14 protein-coding genes and 1 tRNA gene are annotated in these 16,094 nt (G+C 62.3%); 8 read left to right on the top strand and 7 right to left on the bottom strand.

Annotation, left to right across the window (positions count from 1 at the left end):
- The first annotated feature begins 113 nt into the window (after window positions 1-113).
- Window positions 114-905: a peptidoglycan DD-metalloendopeptidase family protein gene (locus ACLIIZ_RS03775; RefSeq protein ID WP_416690867.1), complete on the top strand. Its 792-nt coding sequence runs from the start codon at window positions 114-116 to the stop codon at window positions 903-905.
- Entirely contained in the window at window positions 902-1,840 is a 939-nt protein-coding gene (gene rpoS / locus ACLIIZ_RS03770; protein ID WP_416690866.1) for an RNA polymerase sigma factor RpoS, read from the top strand. Before ACLIIZ_RS03775 ends, rpoS begins: the two co-directional genes overlap by 4 nt.
- A gap of 5 nt (window positions 1,841-1,845) precedes the next feature.
- On the opposite strand, the gene mltB is transcribed toward rpoS, so the two are convergent.
- Genes mltB through ACLIIZ_RS03750 form a run of 4 tightly spaced genes read right to left on the bottom strand, consistent with a single transcriptional unit; the run spans window position 1,846 to window position 6,711 of the window.
- Window positions 1,846-2,862: a lytic murein transglycosylase B gene (mltB, locus tag ACLIIZ_RS03765; protein ID WP_416691091.1), complete on the bottom strand. Its 1,017-nt coding sequence runs from the start codon at window positions 2,860-2,862 to the stop codon at window positions 1,846-1,848.
- The gene (locus tag ACLIIZ_RS03760; RefSeq protein WP_416690865.1) at window positions 2,862-4,808 is read right to left on the bottom strand and encodes a transglutaminase TgpA family protein; all 1,947 of its coding nucleotides are present in this window, start codon (window positions 4,806-4,808) and stop codon (window positions 2,862-2,864) included. The genes mltB and ACLIIZ_RS03760 overlap by 1 nt, the downstream gene beginning before the upstream one ends.
- Window positions 4,805-5,758 (bottom strand): DUF58 domain-containing protein, encoded by a 954-nt coding sequence (locus ACLIIZ_RS03755; protein WP_416690864.1) that lies wholly within the window; start codon window positions 5,756-5,758, stop codon window positions 4,805-4,807. Before ACLIIZ_RS03755 ends, ACLIIZ_RS03760 begins: the two co-directional genes overlap by 4 nt.
- A gap of 5 nt (window positions 5,759-5,763) precedes the next feature.
- Window positions 5,764-6,711, bottom strand: coding sequence for an AAA family ATPase (locus ACLIIZ_RS03750; protein ID WP_416690863.1), 948 nt, complete (start codon window positions 6,709-6,711; stop codon window positions 5,764-5,766).
- A gap of 124 nt (window positions 6,712-6,835) precedes the next feature.
- On the opposite strand from ACLIIZ_RS03750, the gene ACLIIZ_RS03745 reads away from it, so the two are divergent.
- From ACLIIZ_RS03745 to ACLIIZ_RS03720, 6 genes are all read left to right on the top strand, one after another.
- Window positions 6,836-7,762, top strand: coding sequence for a histone deacetylase family protein (locus ACLIIZ_RS03745; protein ID WP_416690862.1), 927 nt, complete (start codon window positions 6,836-6,838; stop codon window positions 7,760-7,762).
- A gap of 80 nt (window positions 7,763-7,842) precedes the next feature.
- Window positions 7,843-9,063 carry an aspartate kinase gene (locus ACLIIZ_RS03740; protein WP_416690861.1) on the top strand — a complete coding sequence of 407 codons (1,221 nt, stop codon included), beginning with the start codon at window positions 7,843-7,845 and terminating at the stop codon, window positions 9,061-9,063.
- Between the two features lie 57 nt (window positions 9,064-9,120).
- Window positions 9,121-9,214, top strand: a tRNA-Ser gene (locus tag ACLIIZ_RS03735).
- A 162-nt stretch (window positions 9,215-9,376) separates the two neighbouring features.
- Complete coding sequence (locus ACLIIZ_RS03730; RefSeq protein WP_416690860.1) at window positions 9,377-10,546, top strand: tyrosine-type recombinase/integrase; 1,170 nt, start codon at window positions 9,377-9,379, stop codon at window positions 10,544-10,546.
- A 32-nt stretch (window positions 10,547-10,578) separates the two neighbouring features.
- Complete coding sequence (locus ACLIIZ_RS03725; protein WP_416690859.1) at window positions 10,579-12,051, top strand: ParB N-terminal domain-containing protein; 1,473 nt, start codon at window positions 10,579-10,581, stop codon at window positions 12,049-12,051.
- Between the two features lie 39 nt (window positions 12,052-12,090).
- Window positions 12,091-12,951: a DNA adenine methylase gene (locus tag ACLIIZ_RS03720; RefSeq protein ID WP_416690858.1), complete on the top strand. Its 861-nt coding sequence runs from the start codon at window positions 12,091-12,093 to the stop codon at window positions 12,949-12,951.
- Between the two features lie 448 nt (window positions 12,952-13,399).
- On the opposite strand, the gene ACLIIZ_RS03715 is transcribed toward ACLIIZ_RS03720, so the two are convergent.
- From ACLIIZ_RS03715 to ACLIIZ_RS03705, 3 genes are read right to left on the bottom strand one after another with little or no spacing between them, the layout of a single operon-like run.
- Window positions 13,400-13,567: a helix-turn-helix transcriptional regulator gene (locus tag ACLIIZ_RS03715; RefSeq protein ID WP_416691090.1), complete on the bottom strand. Its 168-nt coding sequence runs from the start codon at window positions 13,565-13,567 to the stop codon at window positions 13,400-13,402.
- A 35-nt stretch (window positions 13,568-13,602) separates the two neighbouring features.
- Window positions 13,603-13,812: a hypothetical protein gene (locus ACLIIZ_RS03710; RefSeq protein ID WP_416690857.1), complete on the bottom strand. Its 210-nt coding sequence runs from the start codon at window positions 13,810-13,812 to the stop codon at window positions 13,603-13,605.
- On the bottom strand, window positions 13,809-16,058 hold the full coding sequence (locus ACLIIZ_RS03705; protein ID WP_416690856.1) for a ParB/RepB/Spo0J family partition protein: 2,250 nt from the start codon (window positions 16,056-16,058) through the stop codon (window positions 13,809-13,811). Before ACLIIZ_RS03705 ends, ACLIIZ_RS03710 begins: the two co-directional genes overlap by 4 nt.
- Window positions 16,059-16,094 lie beyond the last annotated feature (36 nt).

Here is a 16,094-nt window from a genome sequence, read left to right as displayed (position 1 = left end):
CCCTTCTCCTGGTTTCACTCCTCCTTTCTCTCGCCGCCTGTTCACAGGCGCCAGCGCCGCTTGCCAATCCTTCGCCGACAGCTCAGAGCCGAGTCGCCGGCCCCGGGGAATACTTGGTCAAACGTGGCGATACCCTGTATCGCATCGCGCGCGAGAACGGGCTCGACCATGTCGAACTGGCCGCGCTGAACAACATCGAAAATCCTTCGGCTTTGCGCGAAGGGCAGATTCTGCGGCTGCGTCCGGCGGCTGCGGCGGCAACCTCGTCGAACGCACAGGCGACATCGGTGGCCAGCCCGATCGGGATCGACACTGGCGTCGAATCACGGCCGCTCGATGCGACGCCGACAGGCGCAACGGTGGCGACGCCGGCCAAGGGCGCGCTCAGCGAGCCGCGCGGCGGCAAGGAACCTTATTCGGACGAAGCGTATGCTCGCTTGAACAAGCAGCCGACGACAGTAGCGGCCAGCACACCGGCGGCGGTGCCCACGACTCCCGCAGCGACGCTCCCGGCAACGCCAGCCACAGCGGAAGCCGAGGCGGGACAATGGGTGTGGCCGAGCGCTGCGGCGCTCAAGGCGGGCTATAACGGCAGCAGCAACAAGGGCATCGATTTCGGCGGCAAATCCGGCGATCCGGTGCTGGCAGCGGCCGACGGCAAGGTGCTCTACGTTGGAGACGCGCTGGCGGGCTACGGCCGGCTGGTGATCGTCAAGCACAGTACCGATATCCTCTCGGTCTACGCCCATAACCGGCGTATCCTGGTCAAGGAAGGACAGGCCGTCAAACGCGGCCAGAAGATTGCCGAAATGGGTGATACCGGGACTGACAGCGTCAAGCTGCATTTCGAAATCCGCAAGCAGGGCAAGCCGGTGGATCCGACGCCCTTCCTGCCGAAAAGATGAGTCACGACGAGGATGACGAAGACGAAGCGGCGCTGAGCGGCGCCGCGGAAAGTGATGGCTTTCTGCTGGCGCTGGGCGATCTGCCATCGGTCGAAGGCAGCCTGATCGAGGATGTCACCCAGATCTACCTCAACGAAATCGGCGCCAGGCCGCTGCTGACGCCGGACCAGGAACTGGCGAAAGCTCGTTTGGTGCGTGGTGGCGATTTCGTGGCCCGTCAGCAGATGATCGAGCACAACCTGCGCTTGGTGGTGAATATCGCCAAGCACTACCTGAACCGCGGCATTCCCTTTCTCGACCTGATCGAGGAAGGCAACCTCGGTCTCATCCATGCGCTGGAAAAGTTCGACCCCGAGCGCGGCTTCCGTTTTTCGACCTACGCGACCTGGTGGATCCGCCAGAGCATCGAACGCAGCATCATGAACCACGCGCGGACCATCCGTCTGCCGGTGCATGTGGTCAAGGAAATCAATCTTGTGCTGCGCGCCATGCGCCACCTGGAGTCCGCCGACGGCCGCGAATCGACGGTCGAGCGGGTGGCGGCGTTGCTCGACCGGCCGGTCGCCGACATCCGTCGCATCCTGTCGCTCAACGAGCACATCGCGTCGCTCGACGCGCCGCTCGACATCGACCCCAACCACACGATGGCCGAGTTCATCACCGACGATAGCGGGGCGGCCGATCCGGAATTGCTGTTGCAGTCGAACGAGGTCGGCCTCCTGCTCGAAAGCTGGCTGAGCGAACTGAGCGAGCGCCAGCGCCAGGTGATCGAGCGCCGTTACGGACTGAACGGCAACGAAATCGCCACTCTCGACGCGATTGCCGGCGATCTCGGCCTGACCCGCGAGCGCGTCCGGCAGATCCAGCTGGAAGGCCTCGAGCGCCTGCGCCGCATGATGCGGCGCGGCAAGGTGACACGCGACTCGGTGCTGTAGGCGGCCTACCGCGCCTGGTTGAGCGCGGTCTGCATCTCGGTGCGCGCCTGACGGATCGCCTCGGCCAGCTGGAAGACCGACATCGCGTAGAAGCTGGAGCGGTTGTAGCGGGTGATCACGTAGAAATTCTCGAAACCCAGCCAGTATTCGGTCGGCGCCTCCGGCGTCACCAGGTCGACCAGCGTCACCGTCGCGTCGGCCGGCGCCTCGGCCAGGATGCCGCGCTCGAACAGATCGCTGGCCCGCAGACTGGGGCGGATGCCGGCTTCGATCAGCGAGGCGTCCGGCGTTCCCGGCAGGTTGGCCACTACGGCGACCGGCTGGCCGGCCTGCCAGCCATGCTGCTCGAGGAAGCGGGCGACGCTGCCGATCGCGTCGTCGACGCTGTTTGCCAGATCGATGCGGCCGTCCCGGTCGAAATCCACGGCAAAGCGCCGCTGGCTGCCAGGCATGAACTGCGGAATGCCGATCGCGCCAGCGTAGGAGCCGCGCACCGTCAGTGGATCAAGGCTGTTCTCGCGGCTGAGCAGCAGGAACTGCTCAAGTTCGGTACGGAAGAAATCGGCTCGCCGCGGGTACTGGAAGGCTAGCGTCGCCAGCGCCTCGAGCACGCTGAAGCCGCCGGTGTTGCGGCCATAGACGGTTTCGACGCCGATGATGGCGACGATCACCTCTTCCGGGACACCGTAGATGACTCGGGCGCGGGCCAGGGTTGCCGCGTGCTCCTGCCAGAAATCGACGCCACCGGCGATGCGCTGCGGATTGACGAAGCGGGCGCGGTAGCGCGTCCACGAACGCTGTGTCGCTAGCGTCGGTGGAGCGATCAACGACAGCACGCTGGCGTTCTGCTTGACCCGGGCGAACTGGGCGAGCAGTTCGTCGGGGTCGAAACCGTGACGTTGCGCCAGGTCGCGGGCGAAGACTTCGGCTTCCGGCAGTTCGGCGATATTGCCGGGCGCGGCGAGCGCGCATTGGCTGAAGGCGGTGAGGGCGGTGAAGGCGCAGGCGGCCAGGGTCTTGATCAAACGATTCTCCGTCGGGGCAGGCGATTGACGGCGGCGCGCAGCGCCGCCAGGTGTTCGGGGTCGGTGCGGGCATAGCGGGCGAGCAGATAATGGCGGACGACCGCATCGACAGCGGGGGCCAGCGCCGGATCGGTCCTGCGCACGCGCTCGGCAAATGCCAGCGGGGTTTCCTGAGGCGCGCAGTTTAACCCGATTCGGCGCTGCGCACGACGCCAGAGCCGGCGCGCTTCGTCGAGGCGCGGCCGGTGCCACAGGTTGAGCAGCAGAATGGCGGCCAGCACGCCACTGCCGGCAATGCCGAGCAAGGTGGCGAGCAGCCGCCAGTCAACGTTGACGAAGCCCAGTTGCGACAGGAACTGGCGCTGGCGTTCGCCGTCGTAGCCGAGAATGTACTGGTTCCAGGCGTTATTCACCGCTTCCCAGCGGTGGCGCAGGTCGCGCAGCCAGTCGGCACGGTTGAGCAGGAAGGCGGGCAGGGGCTCGCCGGCAGGCAGGGCGCTGACTATACCTTGCTCGATGCGCTCCGGGGCGACCGCCGCGGTCGGGTCGACCCGCGTCCAGCCGCGCCCGGCGAACCAGACCTCGGCCCAGGCGTGGGCTTCCGACTGGCGGACGACCAGGTAAGCGTCGAGCGGATTGAACTCGCCACCCTGGTAGCCGCTGACGACGCGCGCCGGCAGGCCGGCGGCGCGCATCAGGAAGACGAAGCTGCTGGCGTAGTGCTCGCAGAAGCCGCGCCGGCTGCGGAACAGGAAGTCGTCGATGGCGTCGCGCCCGAGCAGCGGCGGACGCAAGGTGTAGTGAAAGGATTCCCGGTTGAAGTGACGCAGCGCCAGATCGACCAGTTCCTCCGGGGCGCGCGCCTGGCGCTGCCACTCGCGGGCGAGGGCGCGGGCGCGGGGATTGCCTGCCGTGGGCAGTCTGAGGTTGTCGGTCAGCGTCGCCGGCGCTTCCTGCAGGTTGAAGCGGAAAGCGGTGGCGGCGCGCAGGCGGAAGCGCTGGCGGCTGTCGATGGGGCGAGCAACGATCGCCGCCAGCCGCCCGTCCCGGCTGGCGCCTTCGGGCAGCGCCAGCGGTGCGTCGAGGGCCAGCAACCAGCGCTGGCCGTGGGCTTCCAGCGTGCTTTCGTAGGTAATGGCGGGGCCGTCGGCCTGCACCACTTCCTCGGTCAGGCGGCGGGACGAACGCTGCCAGGTCGTGCCGTCGAAGTCCTCCAGCACCGGGCCGCGCCAGTAGAGCAGGCGGCGGGCTGGCGGGGGGCCGTCGAAGCGGACCCGGAAGGCGACTTCGCCACTGGTCACCAGTTCGGCGATGCTGCCCGGATTCATGCGCTCGGACAGTCCGCTGCGGCCGGTGTGGGCGTCTTCCGGCAAGCCCCACAGCGGGCCGCTGATGCGCGGAAAAAGCAGGTAGAGGACAAGCATCATCGGTAGCGACTGGAGGAGCAGCGTCGCCGCCAGGCGCAGGTTCTCGCGGCGCTCGATGGGGCCGGCATGGAGGCGGGTCAGCGCCGCGGTGACCAGCCACAGGGCGACGATCAGCCAGAGGCCGACGGCGATTTCCTGTGAGTGCAGGTAATGCGTCAGCAGCAGGAAGTAGGCGAGCATGACGACGACCACGGCATCGCGCCGGTGGCGCACCTCCAGCAGCTTCAGAGCCATGAACATGACCAGCAGGGCAACCCCTGGCTCGCGCCCGAACAAGGTCCGGTATTCGGCCAGGATCGCCAGGTTGCCGGCAACGGTCAGCACCATTAGCACCCAGCGCCCGGGCAGGCGCCGATCTTCCCACCACAGCCAGCCGGCCCAGGCGAAGAGGACGGCGGCGAAAGCCGTCAGCCACAGCGGCTGCGCCAGCGCGTGCGGCGCCGTCGTGGCGATGGCGGCGGCAAACAGCCAGGGCGGCTGCTCGCGGCTGAGGCTGGCGTCGCGTTTCTGGTTCATGCCGGATACAGGGCGAGCGCTTCGAGACAGCGGCGTTGCTGCTCGCGGCCGCTGGCGGCGGGAATGTCCACGCCGGGCAGGGCGAGGGCGAAGGCAAGCTGGCGCTGGCCGGCGTCGATCACCCAGCCGGCGAGCAACGAAAGCCGGGTTTCGGCGGGCAGGGTAGGGTCGGTCGCTGCCCAGTCGAGACACAGCTCGCTGTCGCTGCCGCCGGCGAATTCCTTGATCAGCAGCGGTCGCTCGTCGCCCTGGCGGATGCTCGCCTTCCAGGCGACATGACGCAGCGAATCGGCCGGCTGGCGCTCGCGGAAACCGGCGAAATCTTCCTGGCCGCCCTCGCCATGGCGGGCGCTGCCGTTCGGCAAGGGGCGGCTGGCCGGCAACGGGGTGAAGATCGGGCTCGGGTAGGCCAGGCAGCGCATCGCCGGCCGTAGCTGGCTCCAGGCGGTGAACAGGCCGAGCGGGTAGCGGGTGTCCAGGCGGACCGGCGGCAGCGCCAGCCAGCCGCGCCGTTGCGCCGGCACCGGTACGGCGACCGTCGTCCGTCCGTTGGTGTCGACCGCAGCATTCACCGGCAGCCCGGCGACCGCGGTAAAGACCAGGGCGCGGCGCGCATAGGGGCGGTCGTTCTCGAGCGTCAGCTCGAACTCCGCCGTCTCGCCGACATGCACCGGCGCGGCCCGGCCCGGCAGCAGGCGCAGGTGGTGCAGGTTGCGGAAACTGTGCACCATGCCGGTCAGGCCGAGACTGGCGAGCAGGAAGACCAGCGCGTGGCCGAGCGCCAGGTTGTAGTTGATGGCGCCGATCAGCATGACGAGCAGGGCCAGCGCGTAGAGCAGCCCGGTGCGCGAGGGCAGGATGAAGATCCGCCGGCGGTCGAGGACGATCGGCGCCTCGCCGTCGCTGCGCTTGCCGAATATGAGTTCCTGCAGCCGGTCGATGGGGCGCATTGCACTCAGGGAATGGCGACGCCGGCGAGCAGCGCGGCGATGTCGCCGGCGGCGGCCATGCCGTCACCGTGCGCCGCCAGCAGGCGATGTCGGGCGACTGCCGGGAAGACCGCCTGGACGTCATCGGGCAGCACCATGTCGCGGCCGGCCAGCCAGGCCCAGGCGCGGGCTGCCGCCAACAGCGCCAGTCCGGCGCGCGGCGAGAGGCCGTGACGGAAGGCCGGATTCTGCCGGCTGGCCTCGACCAGCGCCTGCACGTAGTCGATCAGCGGGTCGGCGGCATGGACGGCGGCAACGGCTTCCTGCAGGGCTGGCAACTGCGCCGCCACCAGCAACGGGGCAAGGCTCTCCGCGGCCTGGCGACGACCGCCGCTGCGCAGCAGTTCGCGCTCTGCGTCGCGCCCGGGATAGCCGAGTTCGATGCGCATCAGGAAGCGGTCGAGCTGCGACTCCGGTAGCGGAAAGGTACCGATCTGGTGCGCCGGGTTCTGTGTCGCGATGACGAAGAAGGGGCGGGGCAGGCGGCGGGTTTCGCCCTCGCTCGTCACCTGGCCTTCTTCCATCGCCTCGAGCAGCGCGCTCTGGGTTTTCGGCGTTGCCCGGTTGATCTCGTCGGCCAGCACCAGTTGCGCGAAGACCGGGCCGGGCACGAAACGGAAGGTCGATTGCCCGCGGTCGTAGATCGAGACGCCGGTGATGTCGGCCGGCAGCAGGTCGGCGGTGAACTGGATGCGCGAGAAATCGAGCCCGAACAGCGCGGCCAGGGTATGCGCCAGCGTGGTCTTGCCGAGGCCGGGCAAGTCATCGATCAGCAGGTGGCCGCCGGCTAGCAGGCAGGCGACGGCGAGGCGGATTTCCTGCGGTTTGCCGAGGATGATCCGGTTGGCCGCGGCGAGGATGGGAGCGAAGTCGGGCGGATGATTGTCTGCCTTCGATGTCTTGGTATGGGTCATGCGTTCAATCCGTCGGGGTGTGCGGGGGACGGCCCATTCTAATGCTTGAAGCGGTCGCCGGAATGAGATGATAATGAGCCACAGAGGAGCGCTGCCCAGGCGCAAAACCGCAGAGAGAGAACAAGTGACAACAACTGCCTTCATCACCCATCGCGACTGCCAGTTGCACGACATGGGAACGCATCACCCGGAATGCCCGCAGCGTCTGACCGCCATCAACGATCATCTGATCGCTCAGGGCATCGACGCCTATTTCGTTTATTACGATGCGCCGCTCGCCACCTTCGAGCAACTGCTGCGTGTCCATCCGGCCTCGCATCTGGAGCGCATCAAGCGCGCCTCGCCCGAACTGGGCGTCGTTCATCTCGATCCCGATACGGCGATGAATCCGCATACCTGGCAGGCCGCGCTGCGTGCCGCCGGCGCCGGTTGCCTGGCGGTCGACCTGGTGGTTGGCGGCGAATGCGAGAACGCCTTCTGCGCCGTCCGTCCGCCCGGCCACCACGCCGAGCGCACGACCCCGATGGGTTTCTGCTTCTTCAACAACATCGGCGTTGCCGCCATGCACGCGATCAAGGTGCATGGACTGGAGCGCGTCGCCATCATCGACTTCGACGTGCACCACGGCAACGGCACCGAGGATTGCTTCGCCGGCAACGACAAGGTGCTGATGTGCAGCATCTTCCAGCATCCTTTCTATCCTTACGCCGGCATCGACAATCCGGCCGCCAACATGTGCAACGTACCGTTGGCCGCCGGCTGCGGCGGCGAGGAATTCCGCGACGCCGTGCTGCAGGTGTGGACGCCGCGCCTGAAGGAGTTCCAGCCGCAGATGATCTTCATCTCGGCCGGCTTCGACGGTCACTACGAGGACGACATGGGTGGCCTCAAGCTGGTCGAGAAGGACTTCGCCTGGTGTACCGAGCACCTGAAGAAGCTGGCTGCCGAAATGTGCGGCAAGCGCATTGTTTCGATGCTTGAGGGCGGTTACGTGATGACCTCGCTGGCGCGTAGCGTCGGCGCCCACCTGCGGGCCTTGGCCGATCTCTGAGCGGCGCTTTCTTTTAGAAACGGTCGGGCTGGGTTAAAATCCAGCCCTTTCGTTTTTGCAACGTTTTTACGGATGAATCCATGGCGTTGATTGTTCAGAAATACGGCGGTACTTCCGTCGCCAACCCGGAGCGCATCAAGAATGTCGCCCGGCGCATCGCCCGTTTCAAGGCGCAGGGACACCAGATCGTCGTCGTCGTCTCGGCGATGAGCGGTGAAACCAACAAGCTGATCGCGCTCGCCCGGGAAATGCAGGCCCAGCCCGATCCCCGCGAACTCGACGCCGTCGTCAGCACCGGCGAACAGGTCACCACCGGCCTGCTCGCCATGGGGCTGAAAGCGATCGGTGTCGATGCCCGCAGCTACACCGGCGGCCAGGTCAAGGTCCTGACCGACAGCACCTTCACCAAGGCGCGCATCCTGTCGATCGAGGAAGAGAACATCCGCCGCGATCTCGATGCTGGCAAGGTCGTCATCGTTGCCGGTTTCCAGGGTGTCGATGCCGACGGCAACATCACGACGCTCGGCCGCGGCGGTTCCGATACCTCCGGCGTCGCCCTGGCGGCGGCGCTGAAGGCCGACGAGTGCCAGATCTACACCGACGTCGACGGCGTCTATACGACCGACCCGCGCGTCGTGCCGGAAGCGAAGAAGCTCGACACCATCACCTTCGAGGAAATGCTGGAAATGGCCAGCCTCGGCTCCAAGGTGCTGCAGATCCGCTCGGTCGAATTCGCCGGCAAGTACAAGGTCAAACTGCGCGTTCTTTCCAGCTTCGAGGACGAAGGGGAGGGTACGCTGATCACTGTTGAGGAAGACAAGAACATGGAACAACCGATCATTTCCGGCATCGCCTTCAACCGCGACGAAGCCAAGCTGACCATGCTGGGCGTTCCGGATACCCCGGGCATCGCCTACCGCATCCTCGGCTCGATCGCCGACGCCAACATCGACGTCGACATGATCATCCAGAACATCGGTCACGACGGCACGACCGATTTCTCCTTCACGGTGAATCGCGGCGAGTACGCCAAGGCCCAGGCCATTCTGGAAAAGGTCAAGGCCGAACTGGGCGCCCGCGAAATCGTCGGCGACAACAAGATCTGCAAGGTTTCGGCGGTTGGCGTCGGCATGCGCTCGCACCCGGGCGTCGCGTCGAAGATGTTCAAGGCGCTGGGTGACGAAGGCATCAACATCCAGATGATTTCGACCTCGGAAATCAAGATCTCCGTCGTCATCGACGAGAAGTATCTGGAACTCGCCGTGCGCGTGCTGCACCGCACTTTCGGTCTGGATCAGTAAAGGTTTGACCAACGGGCGCGGAGGCTATATCATCCGCGCCTCGTTGTTGAACGAACCGGAGACGTGGCCGAGAGGTCGAAGGCACTCCCCTGCTAAGGGAGCATACGCGCTAAAACGTGTATCGAGGGTTCGAATCCCTCCGTCTCCGCCAGCAATACATCGCATGATGTATCAGGCGAAAGCAGAAGCCGCTACCTGTAAGGGTTAGCGGCTTTTTCTTTGCCTCAGTTTGTCGCATGTGGTCGCTTGACATCGCAGATGGCCGAGGGGCAACATTTGGGGCAATTTTTCGTATCCGGAAAGTTGCCCCGCCATGCCGCTCACTGAAATTGCCATCAAGGCAATAAAACCTGGACAGAAGATCGTCCGGCACCACGACGAAAGGGGCCTTTACCTCGAGGTTTCGCCGGCCGGCGGCCGCTGGTGGCGGTTCAAATATTCTTTCGGTGGCAAGGAAAAGCGCTTGTCGCTTGGGACTTATCCCGAAGTGTCGCTCAAGGCGGCGCGCGGAAAGCGGGATGAGTACCGTGTGATGCTCCAGGGAGGGATCGATCCCGGTGCTGATCGGAAGGCTCAGAAAATTGAGGCGGCGGGCGACCATGCTTTCGAGAAGGTCGCCAGGCAATGGTGGGCTCATTGGAAGATCGGGAAGTCGCCGCGTCATGCGGATTACGCTATCCGTCGCCTCGAGGCGGATGTGTTTCCGGAAATTGGCGGGCAGGGCATGGGCACCATCACCACGAAGGCGATCGTCGCCTGCGTCCGGAAGATCGAGCAGCGGGGCGCTCACGATCTCGCGCACAAGCAGCTCAACAAAATCAGCCAGGTCTATCGGTACGCGGTGGCCAATGACCTGGCAGAGCGCAATCCTGCCGCCGATATCGTGCCGTCCGATGTGCTCAAGCCGGTCCGTGCGACGAACATGGCGCGTGTCAGTGTGCGCGAGCTGCCAGCGCTGCTGAAAGCGATTGAGGCATACGAAGGGAAGCCTGTGACGCGCCTGGCGCTGCGCCTGATGGCACTGACGTTTGTGCGGACGTCGGAACTGATCGCGGCGCCCTGGTCAGAGATCGACGGCGACGTCTGGAGAATTCCGAAGGAGCGGATGAAGATGCCGGCGCCGCACATCGTGCCGCTGTCGACTCAGGCGCAGGCGCTGTTGGCTGAGCTGAAGAGAATCACCGGGGATGGGGAATACCTGTTCCCTGGTGAACGTTCAGGCTCGATGAGCAATAACACGATCCTCTATGCCCTCTATCGCATGGGCTACCGTAGCAGGATGACCGGCCACGGCTTTCGCGGCCTGGCCAGCACGATCCTGCACGAGCAGGGCTGGTCACATGATCATATCGAGCTGCAGCTCGCTCATTCGGCGCGTGACGAGGTTTCGGCTGCCTATAACCACGCCCTCTATCTGGAGCCTCGTCGGCAGATGATGCAGGCTTGGGCGGATTACTTGGATACACAGCAGGTTCTGGGTTAATAGCAGGTTTTGAAGTTGATGAAATTGGGAAAATGGCTGAAAATGCCATTGGTGTTAAGGTGCTGTCGACACTCGTGGCCGTTCTTCTTTGCCAAGGTGGTGAGGTATGGAACAGGGTGGCAGAAATAATGGAGGCGGAAATGGTTCAAGCGAAACAGGTGCCTGCTCTAGAGCATGAGGATGTTGTCGTTTCATTTAATCTGCTGCATTTCGACCCTGTGAATCCGCGAGGGGAGCCAGAAACTGATGAAGAAAAGATAAGGGAGTTGTTTGGGGCTCAGTCTGAAACGTTAATGTTGGCTACCCATTTGGCGGAGCACGGACAGAACCCATTAGATCGCTTAGGCATCATTGAACATCCTAGGTTACCTGGACATTTTGTGATTCGCGAAGGTAATCGTCGTCTCTGCGCAATGCAGTTGCTTCGTGACCCTGATCGTGCTCCAACAGAAGCCACTCGAAAGTCATTCCAAAAAATTGCAGATGCTGGAAAGGCAGTTCCAGACGAAGTGCCAGCCGTCTTGTTCCACGAAAAGCATAAGGCGCGTGTTTGGATGTCGGTCAAACATGAGGGGCCGCAGGGCGGTTTAGGCACCCTTTCGTGGGGGTCAAATGAGAAGACTAGGTTTAACCGGGAGGGTGAAACTGGGACTACTCGGCCAAAAAATCCGAACCGGCAAGCTGAGGCGTTGCTGACCTATGCGGTCAAAGAGGGGCTAATTACGCCTGAAGAACGCAATCTGATTGCGCTCACCACAATCCACCGATATTTACCAAATGTTCGCACGGCGCTTGCTCTGTTGAATAAAGAGGATTGCACTACGAACGCCCGTCCCGATGAATTCAATTCTGCGTTACAGCGCTTCTTGAGGGATGCAAAAGATACGGGAATTGCAGGTGTTAAGGCGGTAGTCCACTCTCGATCTTCGTCGGAAGAGCGCAGGGATTATGCTGAAGCTCTTCGTCAAGAGGGGGTTTCGCCGGTTAATCGTGATCAACCTCCGTATGATCCTTCTCTTGCCCGCCCCGCTAAGCCAGCAGAAAAGGGAGGTGCCGGGTCAAAGAGCGCCACGCATCCGAGCAGACGACCTAAGCTTATCCCCAGTTCGTTTTCAGTCACTGTAAAAGACAACGTGTTGCTGCGGTTGGTTGGCGAGGGAAAGAAGCTTCATCCCGATGAAGCGCTTTTTAGCTGCAACTACCTAAACCGCGTAATCTTGGAGCGGATCGTACACCTCTATGCGACGAAGTACGGCGTTGGGAGAAATGGAGATTTTGCTGTAGTTATGCAGCGAGTGATTGATCATGCAAAGGCATCCGAACATCCGCCAACCAAAGGAGTCGCAAATGTTCTGACCAAAACTGCAGATAAGCGAACTTCTTACTCCTACGAACTCATGAGTAACCCTATTCACGGTGGTTCCGTTCCTTCTGGTAGTGATAATCGTGCGAACTGGGAGACGCTACAACCAGCTCTAGAGTATTTGCTGTCCAGGATGAAATAGTTCTGGCCAGGCAGCGAGAATTTCGCTAACGTACCGGGCATGCCGATTACAGACACACCGTTGCGCTATCCAGGGGGCAAGACTCAACTTGCCCCGTTTGTTAGCGATCTACTTCGAACGAACGACCTATTGCAGTGCGTATACTGCGAGCCTTTTGCCGGAGGGGCTGGGATCGCCTGCCGGTTGCTGTTAAACGGTACGGTTGCTGAGGCGTGGATCAATGACATTGATCCAGCAATCTATGCTTTCTGGCACAGTGTGCTGAACTCGACGGAGCAACTGTGCGAACGCATTGAGCATGCTACTGTCGATATAGCGGAGTGGCATCGCCAACGAAAAATATATGCGGAAGAGAGAGCTAATCTGCTTGATCTGGGTTTCGCTACCCTATTTCTGAATAGGACCAACCGATCAGGTATCTTGAAAGGTGGGGTAATTGGCGGACTAAATCAGACTGGTAAGTACAGTATTGACTGCCGGTTTGGTCGAAATGAACTGATTCGCAAGATCAGGCGAATTGCAATCTACAGAAAACAAATTCATCTAACCTGCATTGATGCACGCTTGTACGTCGGCTCAGAGTTGAAAAGGCTACCGCAACACGCATTGGTGAACGTTGACCCGCCGTATTATCGAGCAGGGCCTGATCTGTACACGAACGCATACCAGCATCAGGATCATTTATTCCTGGCAGAACAAGTGCGAACTATGCCGCATCGTTGGATGTTAACGTATGACGATGTTCCTGAGATCAGCGCAATGTATGCAGGATTGACACAGTACCGTAAGACGCTGACGTATTACGCTCAGGTGAAGCGAGCTGCGGCTGAACTGTTAATCCTTTCGGACAACCTGTTGCCGCCTCCTATGCTGTTGGCTGCTCAGAAAAAGGTCGCCTGATCTCTCCGATGCCTTATCCTATGGCTATAATACTTGGAATTAGTAGGTCGATAGGTTTTCAGTTGGTACGACCTTTTTGCGCCTTCATGGTCTCAATATAGGAGCGGATATGCCTATTGCTATCAAGTACTACATGGTTTTTGGTGACATGTCTGCAGAAAAAAGTAGTGATGCTTACCCTGTATTGGCGTTATGTGATGAGTGTGTTGCTGACTTTGAGGTTGTTAATTGCGAGGGTGACGCGGAAGGGCCTTGCGAGAACTGCGGTTGTGACCCTGATGACCCTGATGACTCGGATGACTCGGATGACTCGGATGACTCGGATGACTCGGATGACTCGGATGACTCGGATGACTCGGATGAGTAGTTGTCGCTCGATTTCAGCTACGAAGGCAACCCATTCAGGGGATTCGACCGTATCATGTAGCAGCGTTTTCTCTTCTCACTTTTAGCCCTTAGCTCTACCGATCCCAACCGCCCGCCGCACAGCCCCAGCCTCCCAGCGCGTGCAGCGAGTTGAAAACTTCTTCGGTTGCGGCAGCGTGCCGGCGGCGACCATTCGCCAGACCGTCGCCACTGATACTCTGAGCATCGCAGATACGTCCTTGACGGTCATGTGAGCGGTGTCTGGCAGCGTGTCGAAGTTCGGGCTCATGAGCGTTCCTCGGGAACCAGCGTCCGGGCAAGGTGGCTGGCCAGGCGCTCAAGCCGGGCGTTCAGTTTGGATACGATCTCAAGTTCGGCCAGAGCGATGTCGGAAAGCAGGGGGTTATCGGAGCGCACCAGCTCGGCCAGGTCATGGCTCAACTGGTTGGCGCACCGGGCTGCCGTTGCGGCTTTTTGGTGGTCGACGGTGTTCATGCTGCCTCCAAGAAGAGGTCGGCGGTCTTGTCACAGCGCGCCGTTGGTTTGAGGGCGTCGAGGGTGTTCCCCGGCGTGGCCAGCCAGGCCTCAACCCATTTCGGTTTGCGGCCGCGTCCGGACCAGCGCAGGTTGGGGTGCTCCGGGTGCTGATAAGGTCTCTCCGCACAATCAGCGTGTGCTGGTTTTTCGTCCGTCTCGATAAGAGACGTCTCCGTGGCGTCGGTCGGTTGAATATCGGTGGCTGGCGTTTCAGTTGCCGAGGGGGTTTCCACCTTCTCGATTTCATCCCAGGCTAGATTCGAGACAACGTCTCGGCCGGGGCCGAAGCGGACGAGGCAGCAAGCCTCCTGCTTTCCCTCGATCACACCCTCGCGGCCGCAGCATTTGCGCTTCTTTCCCGTTGGCCCTTTTGCGTTTGCTCGTACCCGAACCTGATCTCCGACAACGAAGGCGAGCCAGCCAGCGAAAGGTTTTTCGTTCGTCTCGATAAGGCCGGCGTCAGCCGGCGGGGTTTCGTTTTCTGCGGTACTTGTTTCGCCCGCCGGCGCAGCTTCGGGCGCGCCCTCGGGGGTTTCGGCGCGGTTTGTTTCCTGCGCCTGCGCAGCCTCAGAGGGGTAGGCGTGCTTTTCGGCCGTGGCGCTCGGCGCCGTTCCTTCAGGGATAACGCTGGCTTTGACCTGTTCAGCATCAATCCCGAACAGGCTGGCAACCTCAATCAGTTCGCGGGGCTCGTACTGCATGCTCCAGTCGTTGCACATTGAGCTGCCGACGACCATCAGGTCTATCATCAGCCGCCAGCAGTCGGCCAGGTTCATGGAGTCGATCGCGGCCAGGATCGCGTCGCGGCGCTCGGTGTAGTTCCGCCCGGTCGGTTTCCAGAAGCCGATGATCTTGCGCAAGGTGTCGTTGTCGCCTGCGCGTTCGAACAGGCGGCGAGCGATGCGGCGCATCAGGGACAGCGCCAGGTCCGGCGCCATCTGGCTTTCGCCGTTCAGTGTCTGGTCTGCCAGGCTGTCGCGTACCTGGGCGAGCAGGCGATCGCGGTAGGTGCGTTCCTGGGCCAGTACCACCGCCTTTTTCGCTTCATCGGCTTCACGGTCGGCATCCCGGCTGCGCAAGCCGGCTGCCTGCAGCTTCTCGGCCAGGACTGTGTTCGGTAGCACCGGCACCAGGACGTGTTGCTGTACGTCCTCGATCATGGTCGGGGTCAGGTCATCGCCGAGAATCTCGCGGTAGGTGCGATTCTCCGGGTCGTCGTAGCATGTCTTGTCGAGCTGGGTGTAACCCGGAATCGTGGTGTAATTCTGGATGCCGTAAGCAGCCAGTTTTTCGGCAGCTTTGCCAGTGATTACCTGGCCGCCAGCGGCGACTACCTTCGCCGCCTCGCGGGCTGTCTGTGCCAGGCGCTTGGCCTGAAAACAGTCCGGGTCAGTGCAGACGTTCGCACTCGTCGCGTCGTCGAAGATTTCCGGCTGATTCCCCGTGCGCTTGGGACAGTCGTTACAACTACCGGCGCTGGGCACCAGGTCATCCATCCAGGGCTTGAAGGGCGCGCCGGCCAGCTTGAGCATGTACCGGTCCTGGATCAGCCGCGCCGCCCGGCGTACCGACATGACATCGCCGTAGCCGTCCGTGGAGGTGATTTCCTGGATGGCTTTCGCCTGCAGCTTTGCTGTGGGGATGCGGGCGATCAGCAGCGCCGTGCTGGGATTGAGCAAGCCTCCCTGGAACAGGCGCCGACCGTCGGGGGAGAGGGCCAGCAGCTTGAGCCGCCCGAAAATGTAGGATCGGCTCTTGCCAATCTTTTCCGCGAGCTGGTCGGCGGTGTAGCCGTGCTTGTCCATCATCAGCCCGTAGCCTTCGGCCTCCTCGATCGGGTGAAGGTCTTTCCGCTGAAGGTTTTCAATGACCTGGAGTTCCAGCACGGCGCGGTCGTCGAGATCCCGGACCAGTACCGGCACGAGAGTCAGGCCGGCGGCTTTGGCGGCACGGTAGCGGCGCTCACCGGCCACAATCTCGTAATACGGCATGGTGTCGCCTGGGTAGGCATAGTTGACCGGCCAGCAGCGCACCAGCAGAGGCTGCAGCACGCCGTGCTGTTTGACGCTTTCCGTCATCTCGAGCATCTCGGCATCCGGGAAGCTCTTGCGCGGGTTCGTGGGGCTGGGCGCTAGCGTGTGGATGCCAGCCGGCTGGCTGATACAGGCCTTGGCTTCGGCGCTCTGGGGGTCGTAGTCTTGCATTGTGGTCTCCGGGTCAGGCGGGGCGCGGTTGCACCG

The organism is Azonexus caeni (assembly GCF_048146105.1).
GTDB classification, from domain to species: Bacteria; Pseudomonadota; Gammaproteobacteria; order Burkholderiales; family Rhodocyclaceae; genus Azonexus; species Azonexus aromaticus_B.
Note: the sequence above shows the minus strand (reverse complement) of the source record. Positions and strands in the feature narration are given on the sequence as shown.